Genomic DNA, 19291 nt, shown 5'->3' with positions numbered 1-19291 from the left:
CCTCGATGAGCTAAAAGTGCGGAGGTGACGCCGCGATGAACGTGACGTCAACGAGGTACCCCCACGGTGTGCTGCGGACGGGAACGCTTCGAGCGAAGCGCCGGGCGCGGCGTCCTTCGTCACCGACGGTTCGTTCGCGCGCCGGAGCGCCGACTCACCACGGGCGGGATGAGGATCGCCGCGACGACGAGAAGTGCCGCGACGAGCATCAGGTTCTGCGGCAGACCCCACGGGTCTTCCGCCAACGTGAACGGCGACGATACGGCGGCGTTGGCCGACCCGCCACCGCCCGAGACGAGCTGGCCGTTGGCGTCGTATACGGGCGCCCCGGCGTCGCCCGCGGCGGCGTCCGCGCTCCCGGCGGCGGCACCGGCGGCTCCCGCCGCTCCCCCGCCCGCGGCCGCCGCGGCGGCGGCGCTGCTGCCGGCACCCGACGACACGCCCCCGGACCCGGTGGCCGGGGTCGAATCCGGTGCCCCACCGGTGCCCTCGACGCACTGCGTCGGGCCCTGCTTGTCGCAGTCGGCAGGGTTGGGCGCCGATGCCGCGAGCTGGTTGTTGTTGGGCGAGTCGCCCGGCTTGAACGTGGGGTTGTTGCACTGGTTGAAGTCGACGGGGCCTTCGGTGCCCGGAATGGACTTCAGCACGTCGGAACCGGCCTGCACCAGGTTCATCGGCAGCGGCGAGTAGCCGAGAGCCGCCGCCTGCTGCTGGCCTTCGCACAGCATGTAGTTCGCGAAGCGGCTGAGCGTCTTGCCCTTCTCCGCCGTGAAGACCTTGTTCGTCACCGTGGGGACGATCATGTACGAGTAGCTCGACATCGGATACGTGCGCGGGTCGGAATTGTTGTACACGCCGTCGAGGTTCTGCGTGAGGTCCGGGTTGATCTGCGCCGCCATCAACGCCACCGCGACCGACTGATAGGTCGGCTCGACGTAGTAGCCCGCCTTGTTGAGCACCTTCACGACGGGGAAACCCGACTTCATCGCGTAGGAGTACTCGACGTACGTGATGGCTCCCTCGCCGTAGTCCTGGCTGACGTACCCGGCCACGCCGAGCGACCCGTTCTGGCCCTTGAACGACGCGTTGATCTGGGGGAACTGCGATCGCATGCCCTGCGTCCAGATGTTGCCGTACTGCTTCGACATCCAGAGGGTGAACTGCGCGCTCGTTCCCGAACCGTCCGAGCGGTAGACGGGGGTGATCGAGCGGTCGGGCATCGCGAGGGCGGGATTGTCGGCCTGGATCGCGGGGTCGTTCCACTTCGAGATCTGACCGGTGAAGATCTTGGCGATCACCTCGCCGGAGAGGCGGAGGTTCGTCACGCGCTTGCCGCCGATCTTGAGGTTGTACATCAGGGACGTACCACCCGCGACGATGGGCATGTAGGCGAACTTGCCCTGCAGCGGCGTGCCGTCACTGAACGTCGTCTCGGGCGCCGAGTTGTCTTCCGGGTTCGCCTGGAAGGGGATCTCGCTGATCGCGAAGTCGACGGTGCTGTTGCGGAAGTCCGTGCGCCCGGCGCTCGACCCCGTGCCCGAGTAGTTGACGGTGATGCCATAGTTGCTCGCGACGTTCTTGCGCCACTGGTCGAGAGCGTTCTGCGACCAGGTCGAGCCGGATCCGGAGATCGGGACGTATCCGTCGGCGTACGCGGGCACCGGCGTCAGCGCGACGAGGGAGACGACCGCGAGCGCCGCGGCGAGGCGGGCCCAGCGGGGACGGGATTTCACGACGGGTTCTCCTCGGACGGTGTGTCGGATTTCTTGGTGAGGGCGCGCTCGGCGAGGCGCCACTCGAGATCGGTGGGCGGCTTGCCCTTGGGCTTTCGGATCTTCCGTGCCGCGCGCGTCGTCGGTGGGGTGGTGAATCCGCCGGTGATCCGCTGCAGGTCGCGGGCGGACGCGGCCGCCGCGGCGCGGCGCTGACGGCCGGAGAGCTGGCCGGGGCCCCGGCCACCGATGAGACGGGCGACGATGAAGAGGGTGAGCACGAGGAGCACGAGGGTCGCTGCGGCACCGAAGCCACGCGCGATCATGTTCGGCTCGGGCGACTTGACGAAGTCGAACACCTGCAGGGGCAGCGAGATCATCGGCCCCGAGAAGGGGTTCAGGTTCATCTCCGCGGTGACGCCGGAGGTCAGAAGCACCGGGGAGGTCTCACCGATCCCGCGGGCGGTGCCCAGGATGACGGCCGTCACGAGGCCCGAGCGCGAGGTCGGGAGCACGACGCTCCACACCGTCTTCCATCGGCTGGTGCCGAGGGCGTAGGAGGCCTCGCGGAGGTTGTTCGGCACGAGGCGGAGCACCACGTCGGACGCGCGGATGATGATGGGCAGCATCATGACGCTGATCGCCAACGAGGCGGCGAAGCCCGAACGCTGGTTGGTGATGAGGGTGATGACGGCGGCGTAGACGAAGAGGCCCGCCACGATCGACGGCAACGCGGTCATGGCATCCGAGATCGTCCGCACGAACCGGGCGAACGGGCCGCCGACCTCGTTGAGGAAGACGGCCGTGGTCACACCGAGGGGGATCGTGATGATCAGAGCGATGCTGATCTGGATGAGCGTGCCCACGATCGCGTGCGCGATTCCGCCCATCGTGAGGGGATCGAGGGGGCCCGCGAGCTTCATCGTCTCGACGAAGAAGTTGGGGTGGACGAGGGCTCCGATCCCTCGGTACAGGGTGAAGAACACCACGAACGTGAGGGCTCCGAGGAGAATCACTCCGGCCGAGTAGAACAGTGCCGTCATGATGCGCTCACTGATCGCGAGCCGGTCCGACCGGAGCGCGGTGAGAACCGCGTAGATGCCGAGGAAGCCGATGAACGACAGCACGGCCCAGCCGATGTAGCCGGTCATGGGCGTAAGCCAGAAGAACATCAGCGACGACAGCGCGAGGCCGGCCGCCATGCTGCCGAGGAGATCGAAGCGGTCGCCGAAGGGCACGGTCCGCAGATCGCGGCGCTCGCCGACGACGCCGAGCCGCTCGGGGATCGCGGTGCGGGCGGGGCCCGGGTCGTCTTCGTTCGGGACGGACGGGGGTGCCTCGGGAGTGATGATGGCCATCAGTTGCTCTCCGCTCCGGATCGGCTGCGCGCGACGATCGTGGATGCCGTGAAGTTGACGATGAGCGTGATGATGAACAGGACGAGACCGGCCGCCATCAGCGCCGACAGACCGAACTGGCTGGCCTCGCCGTAGCGCAGCGCGATCAGCGCGGACACCGAGTTCGTGCCGGTCTTCAGCACCTGCGGGTTGATCGTGAAGATCGGCGAGATGATCATGACGACCGCGATGGTCTCGCCGAGCGCCCGGCCGAGGCCCAGCATCGTGCCGCCGATGATGCCGCCCCGGCCGAACGGCAGGACGACGGCCTTGATCATGCCCCATCGAGTGGAGCCGAGCGCCAGCGCCCCCTCACGCTCGCCCAGCGGGGCCTGCGAGAACGCCTCGCGCATGACGGAGGTCTGGGTGGGCACCACCATGAGCGACACCACGATGCCGGCGATGAACGCCGAGGACGTGAAGGCACCCGCGTCGGTCAGGCGAGCGCCGGTCGGGTCGGTGACCGCGAAGATCGGAATCCACGAGAAGTACGTCGAGATCCATTCGGCGACCGGGATCACTCCCGACTGGAGGAAGAACACGCCCCACAGTCCGAAGACGACACTCGGCACGGCCGCCATGAGGTCGACCAGCGTGACGAGGAGCGAGCGCCAGCTCGGCGGCACGATCTCGCTGATCAGGAGCGCCGTCCCCAGGGCCAGCGGAACCGAGATGCTCATCGCGATGAGGGCGATCGTGACGGTGCCGAACAGCACCGCGGCGACGCCGAACGTCCCCGTCTCGGGCGACCAGTCCTGCGTGGTGAGGAACGACGGACCTGCGACGCTCAGCGCGTCGCCCGCACGCAGGCTGAGGAAGATGCCGACCGCGAGCATGATCGCGACGGTGATGGAACCCGCCGAGTATGACGCGACGCGGAAGACGCGATCGGCCTGCACGGGGCGGCTCTTGAGCGAGCGTCGGACCGGTGCCGCTTTCTCGGTCCGAGGAGGGAGGAGCTCCGTGGTCGTGTCCGTCATGCGCTCTCCGTCAATCGCGTCGGGTAGGTCGGGCAGAGGCACCGTGTCGTCGCCCTCCGCGGGCGGACCGACACCGGGGCGATGTCCGGACGACCGGCGACGCGAGGCGCCCGTAGTCCCTGATGCCGGCTCGGGTCGCCGACACTGGCGACGGTAGATCCGGGTCGTGAACGCCGCCGGGAGGGACCGCCCACGCCGACTGGCCGGGAGGTGAACGAGGGATGCCGTCGTCTCGGCGGGGTGCTGGCGGTCATGGTGCTCCCGGGGTCGGGGTGGAGGTCGGCGTCGCGGTCGGGACCGGGGTGGGCGTCGGCGTCAAGGTGGGGCTGGGCACTGTGGGCCGGCCGGTGGACACGAGCAGTCGGACGGTCGAGCCGACCTGCGCCGATGCCCCGGCGACCGGGGCGGAACCGATCACGGTCCCGGAGGGCCGGTCGGAGATCGTCGCCACCGCCTCGGTGACGAAGCCCGCGGCGCGAACCGCGGCGTCGGCATCGGCCGATGTCCATCCGTCGATCGGCGGGATCGCATTCGTCCCGGATGCCACGACCAGGCGCACCGTCGTGCCGCGCGGCACGGTGGTTCCGGCCGCCGGATCGGCCGACAGGACGGCGCCCGCGGGGAGCGGGGAGTCCTGCGTCGTCACGGGACCGGCGACGAGGCCCGCCGCCTGGATGGCCGCCAACGTGTCCTGGAGGGAGCGGAGATCGGGGACGACCACGCCGGCATCTGCCGTCGGCGTGGGAGACGAGCTCGACGTCGCGCTCGGAGCCGTGCTCGCGGAGGGCGCCGTCGCGGTCGGCGCGGCCCCCGGCTCGCTGCGCCCGGCGGACGCCATGAGCGGAACCGCCACGGCGGCGAGGGCGAGGAGCGCGACGACCACGATCGCCGCGGCCCATCCGGGTCCTTCCCCCCGCGAGCGGTCGGTCGGGGCGTCGTCGGCCGCGGGCGCGGCGACCGCGCCGGTCGACGTCGCGACGACGGGCCTCGGAACCGGGACGGGCCGCAGCACGCGGGTCGCCGAGACAGGAGCGGACGCGGGCGCGGTGGCCGCGAGCGCGGCGCGCATCTCCGCCGCGTCGGCGAACCGTCCGGCGGGGTCCTTGAGCATCGCGCGCACGAGGACGCGATCGAGCGCCGGCGACACCCCCCTGGCGCGCACCGAGGCCACCGGGGGCGGCGCGTGCAGCTGCGCCTGCACCACGGCATCCCGGTCTCCGCCCTCGAACGGCGCCCGCCCGGTCAGCGCGAAGTACAGCAGACCGCCTACCTGGTAGAGATCGCCCGGCACGCCGACGGGCTCGCCCCGCAGCTGTTCGGGCGAGGCGTACTGCGCATTCCCGACCACGCCGGCGCTCGCGGATGTCGAGCTGCGCAGCACGTCGTCCCCGCGCGTCGTCCGGCCCGCGGCATCCGCCAGCCCGAAGTCGAGCAGCGTGGCGCGAGCCGGTTGCGCGCCGTCGAAGCGGACGAGGACGTTCGCGGGCGAGACATCGCGGTGCACCAGCCCGACGGCGTGCGCGGCCTCGAGCGCCTGCAGGAGCATCACTCCGATGCGCCGCGTCGCGGAGGCCCCGAGGGGGCCGTTCGCCTGGACGTGTTCCGCGAGGGTCACGCCGTCGAGACGCTCCTGGGCGATCCACGCGATCGTCACCGGGCCGTCCTGGAACGTGCCGACGTCGACGACCTCGACGATCCCGGGATGGGCGACAGCGGCCGTCCGGCGGGCTTCGTCGAGGAATGCCTCGCGCAGCGCCGGGCTCTCGGACAGGTGCGGGTGCAGCAGCTTGATCGCGACCGGGCGGTCGAGCACAGTGTCGGTCGCGGCGAACACCGACGCGGTCCCGCCGGACCCGAGCAGTCCCTCGAGACGGAACCGACCGGCGATGAGTCCGGATGCCGCGGTCATCGGGCGGTCACGGGGTGTTCATCACGACGCGGGCGCGACGACCGGAGGCGGTGCCGATGCTCACGCCCTGCGCGATCGTCGCCGTTCCGAGCGCGGTGGTCGCGGCCCGCCCCGCCGCGGCCGCTTCACTCGCCGACTCGTACCAGCGCGCCGCGGTGAGGATCGGGCGGTCGCCGCGGCGGATCACCCACCCGTGCGTCGTGGACTGCGGGCCGCGCACCGCGGTCACCGTCATCTCGTCGACGCGCGCCTGCTCGGCGACGACGGCGTCGAAGGCGGCACGTGGAGAGACGAAGATGCGGGCGCAGCGTCCGAGCTCCCGGTTGTTCGTGGCGAGCAGTCGCCACACCCCGAAGACGCCCAACGGTGTGAGGGCGGCCTCGGGCGTGGACTCGCTGAGGCTGCTGGCGGTGATCGCCCACTCCGGCAGCAGATGCGACCGGAAGAGCAGCCACGCGGCCAGGCGCGGATCGTGGACCGAACGGAAGGTGTCGAACACGATCCGGCCACGCCGCGCCGCGCGATCGGAGAGCGTCTCGCTCACGGGCACCCCTGTCTGACGTCCGCAGAGCTCGTGGGTCGGGCACCCGTGCTGCGGTCCGTAGGCAAGAAAATGGCCGCCCCCGGTGGCCGTCGATCCATCGGGGGATGAACGAGCGGTACACGACGGGTCAACGCTCGGAGATCACCCTCGAGCGGACGGTTTTCGCCCTGTCGTGTGCTCTCGCGTCAGAGCGTGCGGCGCCCTTCGAACGCGCGACCGAGGGTCACTTCGTCCGCGTATTCGAGGTCGCCGCCGACCGGGAGACCGGATGCCAGGCGGGTGACGCGGATCTCCAGGGTGTGCAGCAGGCGGCTGAGGTAGGTGGCCGTCGCCTCGCCCTCGAGGTTGGGGTTCGTCGCGAGGATCACCTCTTGCACCGTGCCGTCGGCGAGGCGCTGCATGAGCTGCGTGATGCGCAGGTCGTCGGGACCGACGCCGGCGATGGGGCTGATGGCGCCGCCGAGCACGTGGTACAGCCCACGGAACTCACGCGTGCGCTCGATCGCGGCGACGTCCTTCGCGTCCTCGACGACGCAGATGAGGGTCTCGTTGCGGCGGGGGTCACGGCAGATGGAGCAGCGGTCCTGCTCGGACACGTTGCCGCAGATCTCGCAGAACCGCACCTTTTCGCGCACCTCGCCGAGGAGCTGCGACAGCCGCGACACGTCGAATGTGGGCGACTGCAGGATGTGGAACGCGATGCGCTGCGCCGACTTCGGGCCGATGCCCGGGAGCCGACCGAATTCGTCGATGAGGTCTTGGACGATGCCGTCGTACATCAGCTGAACCTCGTCGGGGGCTCGTAGGGCTCATCGCGCACGTAGGTCGCGCCGAGCATCTGGCGGACCACGGCCTCGCCGTACCGCTGCACTCCCCCGCTGAGCGGTGCCATGCGCGGAACGATCACCGGCGGAACGGGGAGGTCGACCTCGTCGGCCGGCGGGATGACGTCGTCATCGTCCACCTCGTCAGGGGCGGCGACCGATGCGACCACGTCGCCGGAGGGGAGGACGGCTCCTTCGAAGGGGGGCGGGGCGATGCGCGGCATCGCGCGCACGGTGGCTTCCTCCGGCTCCTCGTCGACGGCGAGCGCGGTGGTGGCCTGTGCAGTCGGCGCGACGGTCGCGGTCGCCGCGCCTCGGGCGGGTGCGGTCGGCAGGGCGGCGGGCGCCGTGGATGCCGAGGGTGCCGCGGCCGCGCCGGGGATCGGGGCGACCGCCCAGTCGGTGACGGAAGCCGACGCGTAGGGCGCCGAGGAGCGGGACGCCGAGGCCTGCTGGGTCGCTCGCGCGCCCCCGTCGGGACCGGCGGAAGGCCCGCGCGGCGCGCTGCCGCCGGGGCCGCCGTCGCCGTCGAGCCGCGCGAGGTACTTGACCCGGATGCCGAGCACCGCCTGAATCGCCCGACGCAGGTCTTCGCTGGGTCCGCCGTCCGCCGAGCGGGTCTTGAACGCCGTGAGGTCGGATGCGGTACGGAAACCGAGCGTCAGCACGTCGTCATCGAACGCGAGCACCGACGACGTCGAGACCACGAGCCACGACGAGCGGCTGAGCGCCTCGAGCTGGCCGAGCACCTCGGGCCACGCGTCGCGCACGTGCGAGAGCTCGAGCGGACCGACGGGGGCCACCGGTGGCGTCGGAGCTGCGGGTTCGAGCGGGGACGCCTCGTCGGAGCCCGGGGTGGGCGCGGTGTCGAAGGGGTGCGGGTCGGACGGAGCGGATGCCGCGGCGGCGGGGGTCTCCGTCGGAGACGCCGCGGCGGGGGTCTCCGCCCGCGCGGGCGACCCGGGCGCGGTCTGGACCGGCTTCGCGGCCGCGGTCACCGGGCCGCCGGTCGGCGCGTCCTCGTCGTCGTAGGGCGGCGGGGCGTCGTCGTCGTCGAACGGCGGCGGCGCATCGTCATCGGACGGCGCGTCCAGCGGCGGCTCCGCGCGGCTCGGCGACGGGGCGGCGACGGGGGAAGCGGTGGGCGACGACCCCTCAGCGCGGGGTACCGACGGCGCGGCGGCGGACGGAGACGCCACCCCCGGAGCCGCGACCGTGGGTGCGGCGGCGGCGGGGACCGTCGGTGCGGCGACGGCGGGGGCGGCGGACGGCGCGGCCACCGCGGGGGCGGCGCCGGGCGACGCCACGGTCGGGGCAGCGCCGGGCGATGCGGTACCGGGGCTCGCGATCCCCGGCGTGGCGACGGCCGGGGAGGCCGCAGCCGCCGAACCACCCCGCGGCGAAGCGACTCCGGGCGACGCGATTCCCGGCGACGCGACCGCGGGAGCGGCCACCGGGGCCGACGGCGCGGGCGTTCGCGCAGCCGCAGCCGCGTGCTCGGCGGCGTGCGCGGGAGCGGCGGCGGGCGCGACGCCCTGAGACACCCCCGCGTGCGTGAGCACGCGGGCGACGAGCAGCTCGAGCTGCAGACGCGGAGAGGTGGCCCCGGTCATCTCGTCGAGCGCCGCGACCACGAGGTCGGCGGTCCGCGACAGTCGCGCGACGCCGAAAGCCGTGGCCTGACGCGCCATGCGCTCGAGCTCGTCATCGGGGACACCGCGCAGCACGGCGGAGGCACCGGCCCCGGTGGCTGCGACGACGATGAGGTCGCGCAGGCGCTCGAGCAGGTCGTCGACGAACCGTCGAGGATCCTGACCGGTCTGCACCACGCGGTCGACCGCGGCGAAGGCTGCGGCGCCGTCGAGCGCGGCGAACGCGTCGACGACCTCGTCGAGCAGCTCGGAGTGGGTGTAGCCCAGAAGCGCCACGGCGCGCTCGTAGTTCACGAGCACGTGGTCATCGGCATCCCGATCCGAACCGGCGATGAGCTGGTCGAGCAGCGACAGCGTGTCGCGCGGCGACCCGCCACCGGCGCGCACCACGAGCGGCAGGACCCCCGCCTCGACGGCGACGCCCTCGCTCTCGCAGAGCTCCTGCACGTACTCGAGCATCGCGGCGGGCGGCACGAGACGGAACGGATAGTGGTGCGTGCGCGAGCGGATGGTACCGAGCACCTTCTCGGGCTCGGTCGTGGCGAAGATGAACTTGACGTGCGCCGGGGGCTCTTCGACGAGCTTGAGCAGCGCGTTGAAGCCCTGCTGCGTGACCATGTGCGCTTCGTCGAGGATGAAGATCTTGAACCGGTCGCGCGCGGGGGCGAAGATCGCGCGCTCGCGCAGGTCGCGCGCGTCGTCGACACCGTTGTGGCTCGCGGCGTCGATCTCGACGACGTCGAGCGACCCGCCGCCGCCGCGGCCGAGCTCCACGCAGCTGTCGCACTCACCGCACGGAGTGTCGGTCGGACCCTGCGCGCAGTTGAGGCAGCGCGCGAGAATACGGGCCGAGGTCGTCTTGCCGCAGCCGCGCGGCCCCGAGAAAAGATAGGCGTGCCCGACCCGGTCACTCCGGAGGGCGGTCATCAGCGGCTCGGTCACCTGCGACTGCCCGATCATCTCGCCGAACGCCTGCGGGCGGTAGCGGCGGTACAGTGCTGTCGTCACTCCCCCAGCCTACGGCGTGCCACCGACATCGCGTCCGGCGCTCTCCCCCGCCCGGGTGCCCAGCCCGGCGCCCAGCCCCCGTTCCGCACACCGAGCGGAGGAGAATCCGGGAAGGGAGGACCACACCGGGCCCTGGCATCCTCCCCTCCCCGAATCTCCTCCGCTCGCCACCGGCGCCCGGGACCGGCGCTGACCCCGGTTCCGCTCGCCACCGGCGCCCGGGACCGGCGCTGACCCCGGAAACGCCGACGCGGCGACACCCCGCAGGGCGCCGCCGCGTCGAAGCGGTGACTCAGGCGTCGAGGCCGACGGCCACGGGCTCGTCGTCGCCCGAGACCAGCGGGATCGCGGCCGTCACGATCGGCACCGAGGCCGACAGCAGCGTGCCGTCCTCGCGCACCGAGCCCTCGAGCTGCCGGATCGACGGGCGCCCCGGGATCAGCGGCCCCTGGCCGTGCAGCGCGACCCGCACGCTCTCGCCGGGAGCGACGGTGTAGTCCACGCCACGCACCGCGAAGTCGACCGGACCGCCCTCCTCCCCGGCGTGCAGCGTCAGGGCGGTGGCCGTGAGCGTGACGTTGAGGCGGGTGCCGTGCCAGTGCAGCACGTACGACAGCTCGGGCCAGTCCGCCGGGAGGCGCGGGTCGAAGGTGAGGTTCCCGAAGTGGTCGCGCATGCCGCCGAACCCGCTCACGAGCGCCGTCCACACGCCACCGGCGGATGCCACGTGCACGCCGTCCGAGGCATTGTGGTGCAGGTCGCCGAGGTCGACGAACGCGGCCTGGCGGAAGTACTCCAGCGCGAGGTCCTGGTAGCCGACCTCGGCCGCGAGGATCGACTGCACAACCGCCGACAGCGTCGAGTCGCCCGTGGTGAGCGGGTCGTAGTACTCGAAGTCGGCGAGCTTCTCGGCATCCGTGAAGTGATTCCCCTGCAGGAACAGGGCCAGCACGACGTCCGCCTGCTTGAGCACCTGGTACCGGTAGATCACCAGCGGGTGGAAGTGCAGCAGGAGCGGGCGCTGGTCGGGCGGGGTGTTCTCGAGGTCCCAGATCTCGCGCTCCAGGAACACGGCGTCCTGGGGATGGATGCCGAGCGCCGGGCTGAACGGGATGTGCATCGCCTCGGCCGCCAGCTCCCACCGGTCGGGCTCGGACGGGTCGAGGTTCATGCGGTCGGCCATGCGGCCGTAGGCCTCGGGGTCGTTCTCGGCCAGGTCGCGGACGGTGCGCGCGGCGAAGCGCAGGTTGAACCGCGCCATGACGTTGGTGAAGAGGTTGTCGTTGACGACGGTGGTGTACTCGTCCGGTCCGGTGACGCCGTGGATGTGGAACGAGTCCTCCTCGCCGTCGCCGTCGCTCGACCGCCAGAACCCGAGCGTCGACCACAGCCGCGCGGTGTCGACCGCGATGTCCACGCCCTCGCGGGCGAGGAACTCCTCGTCGCCCGTGGCACGGACGTACTTCGCCAGGGCGAAGGAGACGTCGGCGTTGATGTGGTACTGCGCGGTGCCGGCGGCGTAGTAGGCCGAGGCCTCCTCGCCGTTGATCGTGCGCCACGGGAACAGGGCGCCGGCCTCGTTGAGCTGGTGCGCGCGCTTCCGCGCCGCAGGGAGCATGAGGTACCGCATGCGCAGGGCGTTCCGCGCCCACTGCGGCGTCGTGTACGCCAGGAACGGCAGCACGTAGACCTCGGTGTCCCAGAAGTAGTGACCGCTGTACCCCGAACCGGTGACGCCCTTGGCGGGGACGCCCTGGCCGTCGGCGCGGGCCGCGGCCTGCGCGAGCTGGAAGAGGCACCAGCGCGTCGCCTGCTGCAGGTCGCCTTGGCCGCCGATGCGGACGTCGGAGCGGTCCCAGAACGCCGCGAACCAGTCGATGTGGCTCTCGCGGAGGGTGGCGAGACCGAGACTGCGGGCGCGGTCGAGCGTCCGGCGGCACCGGTCGACGAGCTCGCCCGCGGGCACGCCGCGCGACGTGTGGTAGCTGACGAACTTCGTGATCGTCGTCGGCACGCCGGCCCGGGCGTCCACCCGGAAGACGTTCTTGGCGATGTCCGGCTCGACGAGATGCCGCGACTCGTACGTGTTGGCGGTCTCGACCTCGTGGTCGGCCACGACCGCGAGCGTCATGCCCGACTCGGTGACCTCGTACGACAGCGCCGACCGGTCGCCGTCCTGCCAGTACTCGCGCGGCTGGAGCACACGGTCGGTGAGCTTCTCGGTCTTGCGCGGGTCGAATCCGGCCGTCTTGGATGCCATCGGCGAACCGCCGTAGATGCCCTCGCCGTCCTGGCGGTTGAGGAGCTGGCACGCCACCGTCACCGGAGCGTCCGAGTTGAGGACCGTCACCGTCAGCCGCAGCACGACGAGGTGCTTCTCCTCGAACGACACGAACCGCTCGTCCTCGATGCGCACCTCCTTGCCCGACGGCGTCACCCACAGGAGCGTGCGGCGGAGGATGCCCTGGCGCATGTCGAGCACGCGCTCGTATTCGCGGACGTCGGCGACGTCGAGCGAGAGCGGCTCGTCGTCGACGTAGACGCGCATGACCTTGGCATCCGGCGCGTTGATGATGGTCTGCCCGACCTCGGCGAAACCGTAGGCCTGTTCGGCGTGACGGATCGGGAACGTCTCGTGGAAGCCGTTGATGAAGGTGCCCTGCTCGTGGGCGAAACGGCCCTCGATGGAGTTGCCGCGCAACCCCAGGTAGCCGTTGCCGATGGCGAACAGGGTCTCGGTGACGCCCGTGTCGTCGACCGAGAATTCGGTCTCGACGAGGCGCCATTCGTCGATGGGGAAACGATCGCGATCGATCATCGGGCAGGCCTTCCGGTGTGCCGGGATTCGGGTGCGTCGCGCGGGGCGACGGCTCAGTCTACGAACGCCTGGAGGTCGTCGACGACCACGTCGGCCCCGGCGGCGAGCAGATGCTCCGCGCCCACGCCGCGATCGACGCCGACGACGAGCCCGAACCCGGCGGAGGAGGCCGAGGCGACACCGCTCGTGGCGTCCTCGACCGCGGCGGAACGGGCCGGGTCGACGCGCAGCATGCGGGCGGCCTCGGCGAACACGTCCGGCGCGGGCTTGGAAGCGAGGTGGTCGCGCTCAGCGACGACACCGTCCATCACGACCGGGAAACGGTCGCGGATCCCGGCGGCCTCGAGCACCTCGACGGCGTTCTTCGAACTCGACACCACGGCGATCGGCGTGCCCGCCGCCTGGAGGACGTCGAGCACGGCGACGGACCCCGGGTAGGGCGCGATGCCCTCGGCACGGAGAATGCGCGAGAAGACGAGGTTCTTGCGGTTGCCGACGCCGCACACGGTGTCCAGCGACGGGTCGTCGGACGGGTCGCCCCACGGCACCTCGACGTCGCGACTGCGCAGCAGGCTCGCGACGCCGTCGTAGCGCTTCTTGCCGTCGACGTGCTCGAAGTAGTCGCGGTCGGTGTACGGCGGCTGGATGTCCCACGCCGCGAACAGCTCGTCGAACATCTCCTTCCACGCGCGCATGTGCACTTCGGCGGTGGGGGTGAGCACACCGTCCAGGTCGAACAGGACGGCGTCGTACGAGGTCAGGTCGGGCAGGTCTCGGCTGTCGGTCACGGCGGGCTCCAGATCGCGAGGGCAGGACGCGCGGTCACGACGGTGCGCCGCCGTTCCAGCGTAGTGGCGAGGGGTGGGCGCGGCCCGCTCAGGACGCGACCGACAGAGTCTGACGGGCGATCTCGAGCTCCTCGTTGGTCGGCACGACGAGCACCTCGACGCGCGACGCGTCGGACGAGATCCGACGGATGCCACGCCCCCGCGTCTCATTCCGCTCGGGGTCGAGCTCGACCCCCGCGAAGCCGAGCGTCGCGACGGCCTCAGCGCGCACGCGTGCGGCGTTCTCGCCGACGCCCGCCGTGAACGAGATGACGTCGACACCGCCGAGCTGCGCGAGATAGGCCCCCGCGTACGCGCGGAGGCGGTGGATGTAGACGTCGAACGCGAGCTGCGCGTCGGGGTCGCCGGCGTCGCACCGCGCGGTGAGGTCGCGCATGTCGGAGACGCCCGCGAGCCCGACGAGGCCCGACCGCTTGTTGAGCAGCGTGTCCAGGTCGGCGATCGAGAGGTCGGCGCGGCGCGCGAGCTGCAGGAGCACCGCGGGGTCGAGGTCGCCCGACCGCGTGCCCATGACGAGGCCCTCGAGCGGGGTGAGGCCCATCGACGTCTCGACGGAGCGGCCGCCCGCGATCGCCGTCACGGACGCGCCGTTGCCGAGGTGGAAGACGAGCTGACGCAGATCGGCGAGTGGACGGCCGAGGAACGCGGCGGCGGATTCGCTCACGAACTTGTGGCTCGTGCCGTGGAACCCGTACCGGCGGATGCGATGCGCCTCGGCCAGTTCCCGGTCGATCGCGTACGTGTACGCCGCCGGCGCGAGCGTCTGGTGGAAGGCGGTGTCGAACACCGCGACGTGCGGGACGTCGGGGAACGCCTTCTTCGCCGCGGTGATCCCGGCGAGGTTCGCCGGGTTGTGGAGCGGCGCGAGCACCGAGAGCTCGTCGATGTTGATCTCGACGAGGGGGGTCACGACCGTCGGCTCGAAGAAGCGTGCGCCGCCGTGGACCACGCGGTGACCGACGGCGACCGGAGGCCGTTCCTGGAGTGACGGCCCGTGCGCGGCGAACGCGTCGAGCATGACGGAGAACCCCGCGGTGTGGTCGGGGATCTCGCGTTCGATGGTGGTCGTGGCATCCACCACCGTCGGCGCGGGACCGTCGGCCGGGGCCAGAGCCGCCGCCGCGACCGTGTGCGTCGCGACGCCGACCTCTTCGCCGATGCGCTCGACCAGGCCCGAGGCGAGGACGCGCTCGTGCTCCATGTCGAGCAGCTGGTACTTGAACGAGGAGGATCCGCTGTTGACGACCAGCACGACGCTCACGAGTTGCTCCCCTGCGCCTGGATCGCGGTGATGGCGATCGTGTTGACGATGTCGTCGACGAGCGCTCCGCGCGACAGGTCGTTGATCGGCTTGTTGAGTCCCTGCAGCACCGGGCCGATGGCGACGGCGCCGGCCGAGCGCTGCACGGCCTTGTAGGTGTTGTTGCCGGTGTTCAGGTCGGGGAAGACGAACACCGTCGCACGCCCCGCGACCTCGGACCCGGGCATCTTGGCCGCGGCGACCGCGGCGTCGGCCGCGGCGTCGTACTGGATCGGTCCCTCCACGAGCAGCTCCGGCGCGCGCTCGCGCACCAGCGCGGTGGCGCTCCGCACCTTCTCGACGTCGGCGCCGGTGCCCGACTCCCCCGTCGAATAGGACAGCATCGCCACGCGCGGCGCGATGCCGAACTGCTCGGCGGTCGCGGCGGACGAGATCGCGATGTCGGCGAGCTGCTCGCTCGTGGGGTCGGGGATCACGGCGCAGTCGCCGTACACGAGCACGCGGTCGGCGAGGGCCATGAGGAACACGCTCGACACGACCGAGACGCCGGGCGCGGTCTTGATGATCTCGAAGGCCGGGCGGATCGTGTGCGCGGTGGTGTGCGCGGCGCCCGAGACCATGCCGTCGGCGAGACCCAGGTGCACCATGAGCGTGCCGAAGTACGACACGTCGGTGACGGTGTCGGCGGCCTGGGCGTACGTGACGCCGTTGTGCGCGCGGAGCCGTGCGTACTCGGTCGCGAACTTGTCGACGTGCACGGCGTCGAAGGGGCTCAGCACCTCGGCGTCGCGGATGTCGATGCCCAGTTCGATCGCGCGTCCGCGGACCTCGAGCGGCTCACCGAGGATCGTGAGGTCGGCGATGCCGCGCGCGAGCACGGTCGCCGCCGCGCGCAGGACGCGGTCGTCGTTGCCCTCGGGGAGCACGATGCGGCGGCGGTCGGCGCGGGCACGGTCGACCAAGCCGTACTCGAACATCAGCGGCGTGACGACGCTCGGACGCGCGACGCCGAGCTCCCGCGTGAGCAGCTCGGTGTCGACATGACGCTCGAACATCGCCAGAGCCGTGTCGTACCGACGCTGGGAGTCCGCGGCGAGGCGGCCGCGGGTGTTCATGATGCGCACCGCGGTGTCGTAGGTGCCGAGGTCGGTCGCGATGATCGGCAGCGACGAGCCGAGACCATCGATAAGCCGCACGATCGGGTCGGGGAGCTCGAATCCGCCGTTCAGCACGACGCCGGCGAGCGACGGGAACGTGCCCGAGGCGTTGGCGAGCAGCGTCGCCAACAGCACCTCGGTGCGGTCGGCGGGGATGACGATGACCGCGGATTCCATGAGGCGCGGGAGCACGTTCACCATCGACATGCCGGCGACGACGACGCCGAGCACCTCGCGCGTGAGCAGCTCGGGGTCGCCCTTGATGAGCTCGCCCTCGACCGAGCGCAGGACGCCGCGCATCGAGGGGGCGATGAGGAAGCGGTCCTCGGGGAGCGCCCAGACCGGAACCGTCCGGCCGGGCGTCGTGCCCGCGGCATCCACGATCGGGCGCACCGAGCCGATGATCTCGTCCAGCTGCTCGGGCTCGGCACGGTTGACGACGACGGCGAACACCTCGGCGCGCTCGTGCAGCAGCTCGGGGACGGCGAGGGCCGCGATCTGCCCCACTTCCTGCGGCGTACGTGCGACGGAGAGGCCGAGCGTCTCCCCCTGACCCTGCTGCGCCCGGCCACCCAGCACGAGGAGGACCGGAGCGCCGAGGTTCGCCGCGATGCGCGCGTTGTACGCGAGCTCGGCGGGGCTGCCGACATCGGTGTAGTCACTGCCGATCACCACGACGGCGTCGCACTGCGCCTCGACGGCCTTGTACCGCTCGACGATGCGCCCGAGCGCCGCGTCGGCGTCGTCGCGGACGTCGTCGTACGTGACGCCGACGCAGTCGTCGTAGTCGAGGTCGACGCCGTCGTGGTCGAGCAGCATCTCGAGCACGTAATCGCGCTCGGCGGTGGAGCGCGCGATCGGTCGGAACACGCCGACGCGCGGAGTGACGCGACTGAGGGCGTCGAGGACGCCCAGAGCCACCGTGGACTTGCCCGAGTGCCCCTCGGCCGACGTGATGTAGATGCTCTGCGTCACGGCATCCAGCCTAGGCGGGGCGGGTGACATCCCGCCGGGGTTGCCTCGCTATCGAGCGATGTGCGCCGGTCCCGAGACGGGCGGGACGGGCAGGAGTCGAGCGCCGGCCTCACGCAGGGTCTCGGCGCGAGGATCGCCGCGATCGAGGTCGGCGATGATCCCGGAGACGTCGTCCAGGGGCAGGATGCCGAAGCGCGAGGCCGCGCCCAGCTTCTCCTCGCTCGCGAGGACGAAGGTCTCGGCCGCGCGGGCGGCGAGGGCACGCTTCATCGCCGCCTCCTCGGCATCCCCCGTCGTCAGCCCCGCCTCGGCGTGCACGCCCGTGACGCCCAGGAAGAAGATGTCGGCGCTCACTCGCTGGGCGGCTTCGACCGCGGCGGCGCCGCACGCCACGGCGGAGTGCTTGAACACCTCTCCCCCGATCAGGAAGACGCGGGCCTCGTGGTGGAGCAGCGCCGCGGCGATCGTCGGGGAGTGCGTGATGACGGTGCCGTCGAACGTGCGGGGAAGCGCGTCGACCATCGCCAGCGTCGTGGTCCCCCCGTCGAGCAGCACCGTGGATCCGGGTTCGATCAGGGCCACGGCGGCCTGCGCCACGCGCGCCTTGCTCTCCCGCGCGACCTCGCCACGCACCGCGTAATCGGCGACCGCGGGCGAGGCCGGCAGGGCACCGCCGTACACGCGCACGGCGAGGCCGGCGGCATCCAGTTCCCGCAGGTCACGACGGATGCTGTCCTCCGACAGGCCGAGTTCGAGCGCGACGTCCTTGACGACGAGACGCCCGTCACGTCGCAGCCTCTCGAGCAGGACGTCCTTGCGCGCAGCAGCCAGCATCACGTTCCCATTCTTGCACGTTTCTGCACTATCGTTCCGAATCATGAACGACGCACGCCCCGGCACCACCGTCCCCGACCACCGCGGCCGTACGGGTCTGCACCTCACCGGGCGCGACCTCGATCGCAATCCCCGCGTCGAGGTGACCGACGTCGAGCTTCTCGCCGCGGGGTGGCACGTGCTGCGCGCGACGACCTTCCGGTATCTCGGCGACGACGGCGAGTGGGCGACGCTGAAGCGCGAGACCTACGACCGCGGCAACGGCGCGACGATCCTCCTCTACGACCTCGCGCGGCGCACCGTGCTGCTCACGCGCCAGTTCCGCTACCCCGCGTACGTCAACGACCACCCCGACGGCATGCTCATCGAGACCGCGGCCGGGCTCCTGGACGACGACGACCCGGTCACCGCGATCCGCCGCGAGGCCGAGGAGGAGACGGGCGTGCGGGTCGTCGACGTCGAGCCGGTGTTCGAGGTGTACATGAGCCCCGGATCGGTCACCGAGCGCCTGCACTTCTTCGCCGCGGCCTACGACGGGGCGACGCGGGAAGGCGACCGCGGCGGTCTCGCCGAGGAGGACGAGGAGATCGAGATCCTCGAGTACGACATCGACGCGGCCCTGCGGATGATCCGCGACGGGGAGATCCAGGATGCCAAGACGATCATGCTGCTGCAGTGGGCGGTGATCGACGGGCCGTTCGCGCGCCGCTGAGTCGGGCGGAGCGGGGCGCCGGGGCGTGGCATCCGGAGTCGCCCTGCGCGATGCGTCCGGGCATGAAAAGACTCTCCGCGCACCCGGCAGAGCCTGGTTACCCTTGCTACGTTTCCGTCCTGGGGGAGTTGGCCTGGATACCGCCGCGCGGAGAGCTGTCGTCAGTCTACCCGACGTCCGCCGGAGCGCATGTCGAACGGGGTCCGCGACCGGTCACCCGGGGAAGGCGACGCGCCGGAGCAGCCCCGCCAGCTGACCGCGCTCGTCGTCGTCGAGCCCCGCGTGCAACGCGCGTTCGGCGGCGAGGATCGCCGGGCGTGCCGCGGCGAGGAGAGCACGGCCGTCGTCCGTGACGACCACGACGTTCGCGCGCCGATCGCGCGGGTCGGCCTCGCGGGTCACGAGCCCCCGCCGTTGCAGCTCGTCGACGAGAGCGACCACCTGGCTGGGATCCAGTCGCAGGTGCTCGGACACCTCGCGCTGCGACGGGCGGGCCTCACCGGCGGCGAGCGCGAGCACCGAGTACGAGCGCACCTTCAGCCCGAAGGGGGCCAGAGCCGCATTCCCCGCGGCGATCGAGAGGGCGTTCGCGCGCGCCATGAGGAAGCTCAGGTCGTCGTCGAGGCGCACGGTCTCGTCGGTCGGGGTCTGCGACGTCAT

At 71.6% G+C, this 19291-nt stretch carries 14 protein-coding genes and 1 other RNA gene; 1 reads left to right on the top strand and 14 read right to left on the bottom strand.

What is annotated here, in order from left to right; translation table 11 throughout:
- Positions 1 to 119: 119 nt before the first annotated feature.
- The 12 genes from pstS to AVW09_RS01125 form a co-directional block, all read right to left on the bottom strand.
- Positions 120 to 1733, bottom strand: coding sequence for a phosphate ABC transporter substrate-binding protein PstS (gene pstS, locus AVW09_RS01180; protein WP_063256275.1), 1614 nt, complete (start codon positions 1731 to 1733; stop codon positions 120 to 122).
- Complete coding sequence (gene pstA, locus AVW09_RS01175) at positions 1730 to 3070, bottom strand: phosphate ABC transporter permease PstA (RefSeq protein WP_082822744.1); 1341 nt, start codon at positions 3068 to 3070, stop codon at positions 1730 to 1732. The genes pstS and pstA overlap by 4 nt, the downstream gene beginning before the upstream one ends.
- Positions 3070 to 4089 carry a phosphate ABC transporter permease subunit PstC gene (gene pstC / locus AVW09_RS01170; RefSeq protein ID WP_063256274.1) on the bottom strand — a complete coding sequence of 340 codons (1020 nt, stop codon included), beginning with the start codon at positions 4087 to 4089 and terminating at the stop codon, positions 3070 to 3072. The genes pstA and pstC overlap by 1 nt, the downstream gene beginning before the upstream one ends.
- A 250-nt stretch (positions 4090 to 4339) precedes the next feature.
- Positions 4340 to 5998: a serine/threonine protein kinase gene (locus tag AVW09_RS01165; protein ID WP_063256273.1), complete on the bottom strand. Its 1659-nt coding sequence runs from the start codon at positions 5996 to 5998 to the stop codon at positions 4340 to 4342.
- 7 nt (positions 5999 to 6005) lie between these two features.
- Positions 6006 to 6542: a hypothetical protein gene (locus AVW09_RS01160; RefSeq protein ID WP_156495916.1), complete on the bottom strand. Its 537-nt coding sequence runs from the start codon at positions 6540 to 6542 to the stop codon at positions 6006 to 6008.
- A gap of 185 nt (positions 6543 to 6727) precedes the next feature.
- The gene (gene recR / locus AVW09_RS01155; protein WP_022877805.1) at positions 6728 to 7321 is read right to left on the bottom strand and encodes a recombination mediator RecR; all 594 of its coding nucleotides are present in this window, start codon (positions 7319 to 7321) and stop codon (positions 6728 to 6730) included.
- Complete coding sequence (locus AVW09_RS01150) at positions 7321 to 10026, bottom strand: DNA polymerase III subunit gamma and tau (protein WP_063256271.1); 2706 nt, start codon at positions 10024 to 10026, stop codon at positions 7321 to 7323. Before AVW09_RS01150 ends, recR begins: the two co-directional genes overlap by 1 nt.
- A 292-nt stretch (positions 10027 to 10318) precedes the next feature.
- The gene (locus tag AVW09_RS01145; RefSeq protein ID WP_063256270.1) at positions 10319 to 12844 is read right to left on the bottom strand and encodes a glycoside hydrolase family 65 protein; all 2526 of its coding nucleotides are present in this window, start codon (positions 12842 to 12844) and stop codon (positions 10319 to 10321) included.
- Between the two features lie 53 nt (positions 12845 to 12897).
- The gene (locus AVW09_RS01140) at positions 12898 to 13632 is read right to left on the bottom strand and encodes an HAD family hydrolase (protein WP_063256269.1); all 735 of its coding nucleotides are present in this window, start codon (positions 13630 to 13632) and stop codon (positions 12898 to 12900) included.
- Positions 13633 to 13720: 88 nt separating this feature from the next.
- Positions 13721 to 14953, bottom strand: a complete 1233-nt coding sequence (locus AVW09_RS01135) for an acetate/propionate family kinase (RefSeq protein ID WP_063256268.1) — start codon at positions 14951 to 14953, stop codon at positions 13721 to 13723.
- Positions 14950 to 17085: a phosphate acetyltransferase gene (pta, locus tag AVW09_RS01130; RefSeq protein WP_063256267.1), complete on the bottom strand. Its 2136-nt coding sequence runs from the start codon at positions 17083 to 17085 to the stop codon at positions 14950 to 14952. Before pta ends, AVW09_RS01135 begins: the two co-directional genes overlap by 4 nt.
- Before the next feature lie 48 nt (positions 17086 to 17133).
- Positions 17134 to 17919 carry a DeoR/GlpR family DNA-binding transcription regulator gene (locus AVW09_RS01125; protein WP_063256266.1) on the bottom strand — a complete coding sequence of 262 codons (786 nt, stop codon included), beginning with the start codon at positions 17917 to 17919 and terminating at the stop codon, positions 17134 to 17136.
- A 43-nt stretch (positions 17920 to 17962) separates the two neighbouring features.
- Here AVW09_RS01125 and AVW09_RS01120 point away from each other — a divergent pair, with 43 nt between their 5' ends.
- Complete coding sequence (locus AVW09_RS01120; RefSeq protein ID WP_063256265.1) at positions 17963 to 18631, top strand: NUDIX domain-containing protein; 669 nt, start codon at positions 17963 to 17965, stop codon at positions 18629 to 18631.
- Between the two features lie 63 nt (positions 18632 to 18694).
- On the opposite strand, the gene ffs is transcribed toward AVW09_RS01120, so the two are convergent.
- An RNA gene (ffs, locus tag AVW09_RS01115) (signal recognition particle sRNA small type) lies at positions 18695 to 18791 on the bottom strand.
- Between the two features lie 53 nt (positions 18792 to 18844).
- Positions 18845 to 19291, bottom strand: coding sequence for a MarR family winged helix-turn-helix transcriptional regulator (locus AVW09_RS01110; RefSeq protein ID WP_063256264.1), 447 nt, complete (start codon positions 19289 to 19291; stop codon positions 18845 to 18847).

The sequence above is a fragment of the Microbacterium sp. T32 genome (assembly GCF_001619615.1).
Classification (GTDB): Bacteria; Actinomycetota; Actinomycetes; order Actinomycetales; family Microbacteriaceae; genus Microbacterium.
Note: the sequence above shows the minus strand (reverse complement) of the source record. Positions and strands in the feature narration are given on the sequence as shown.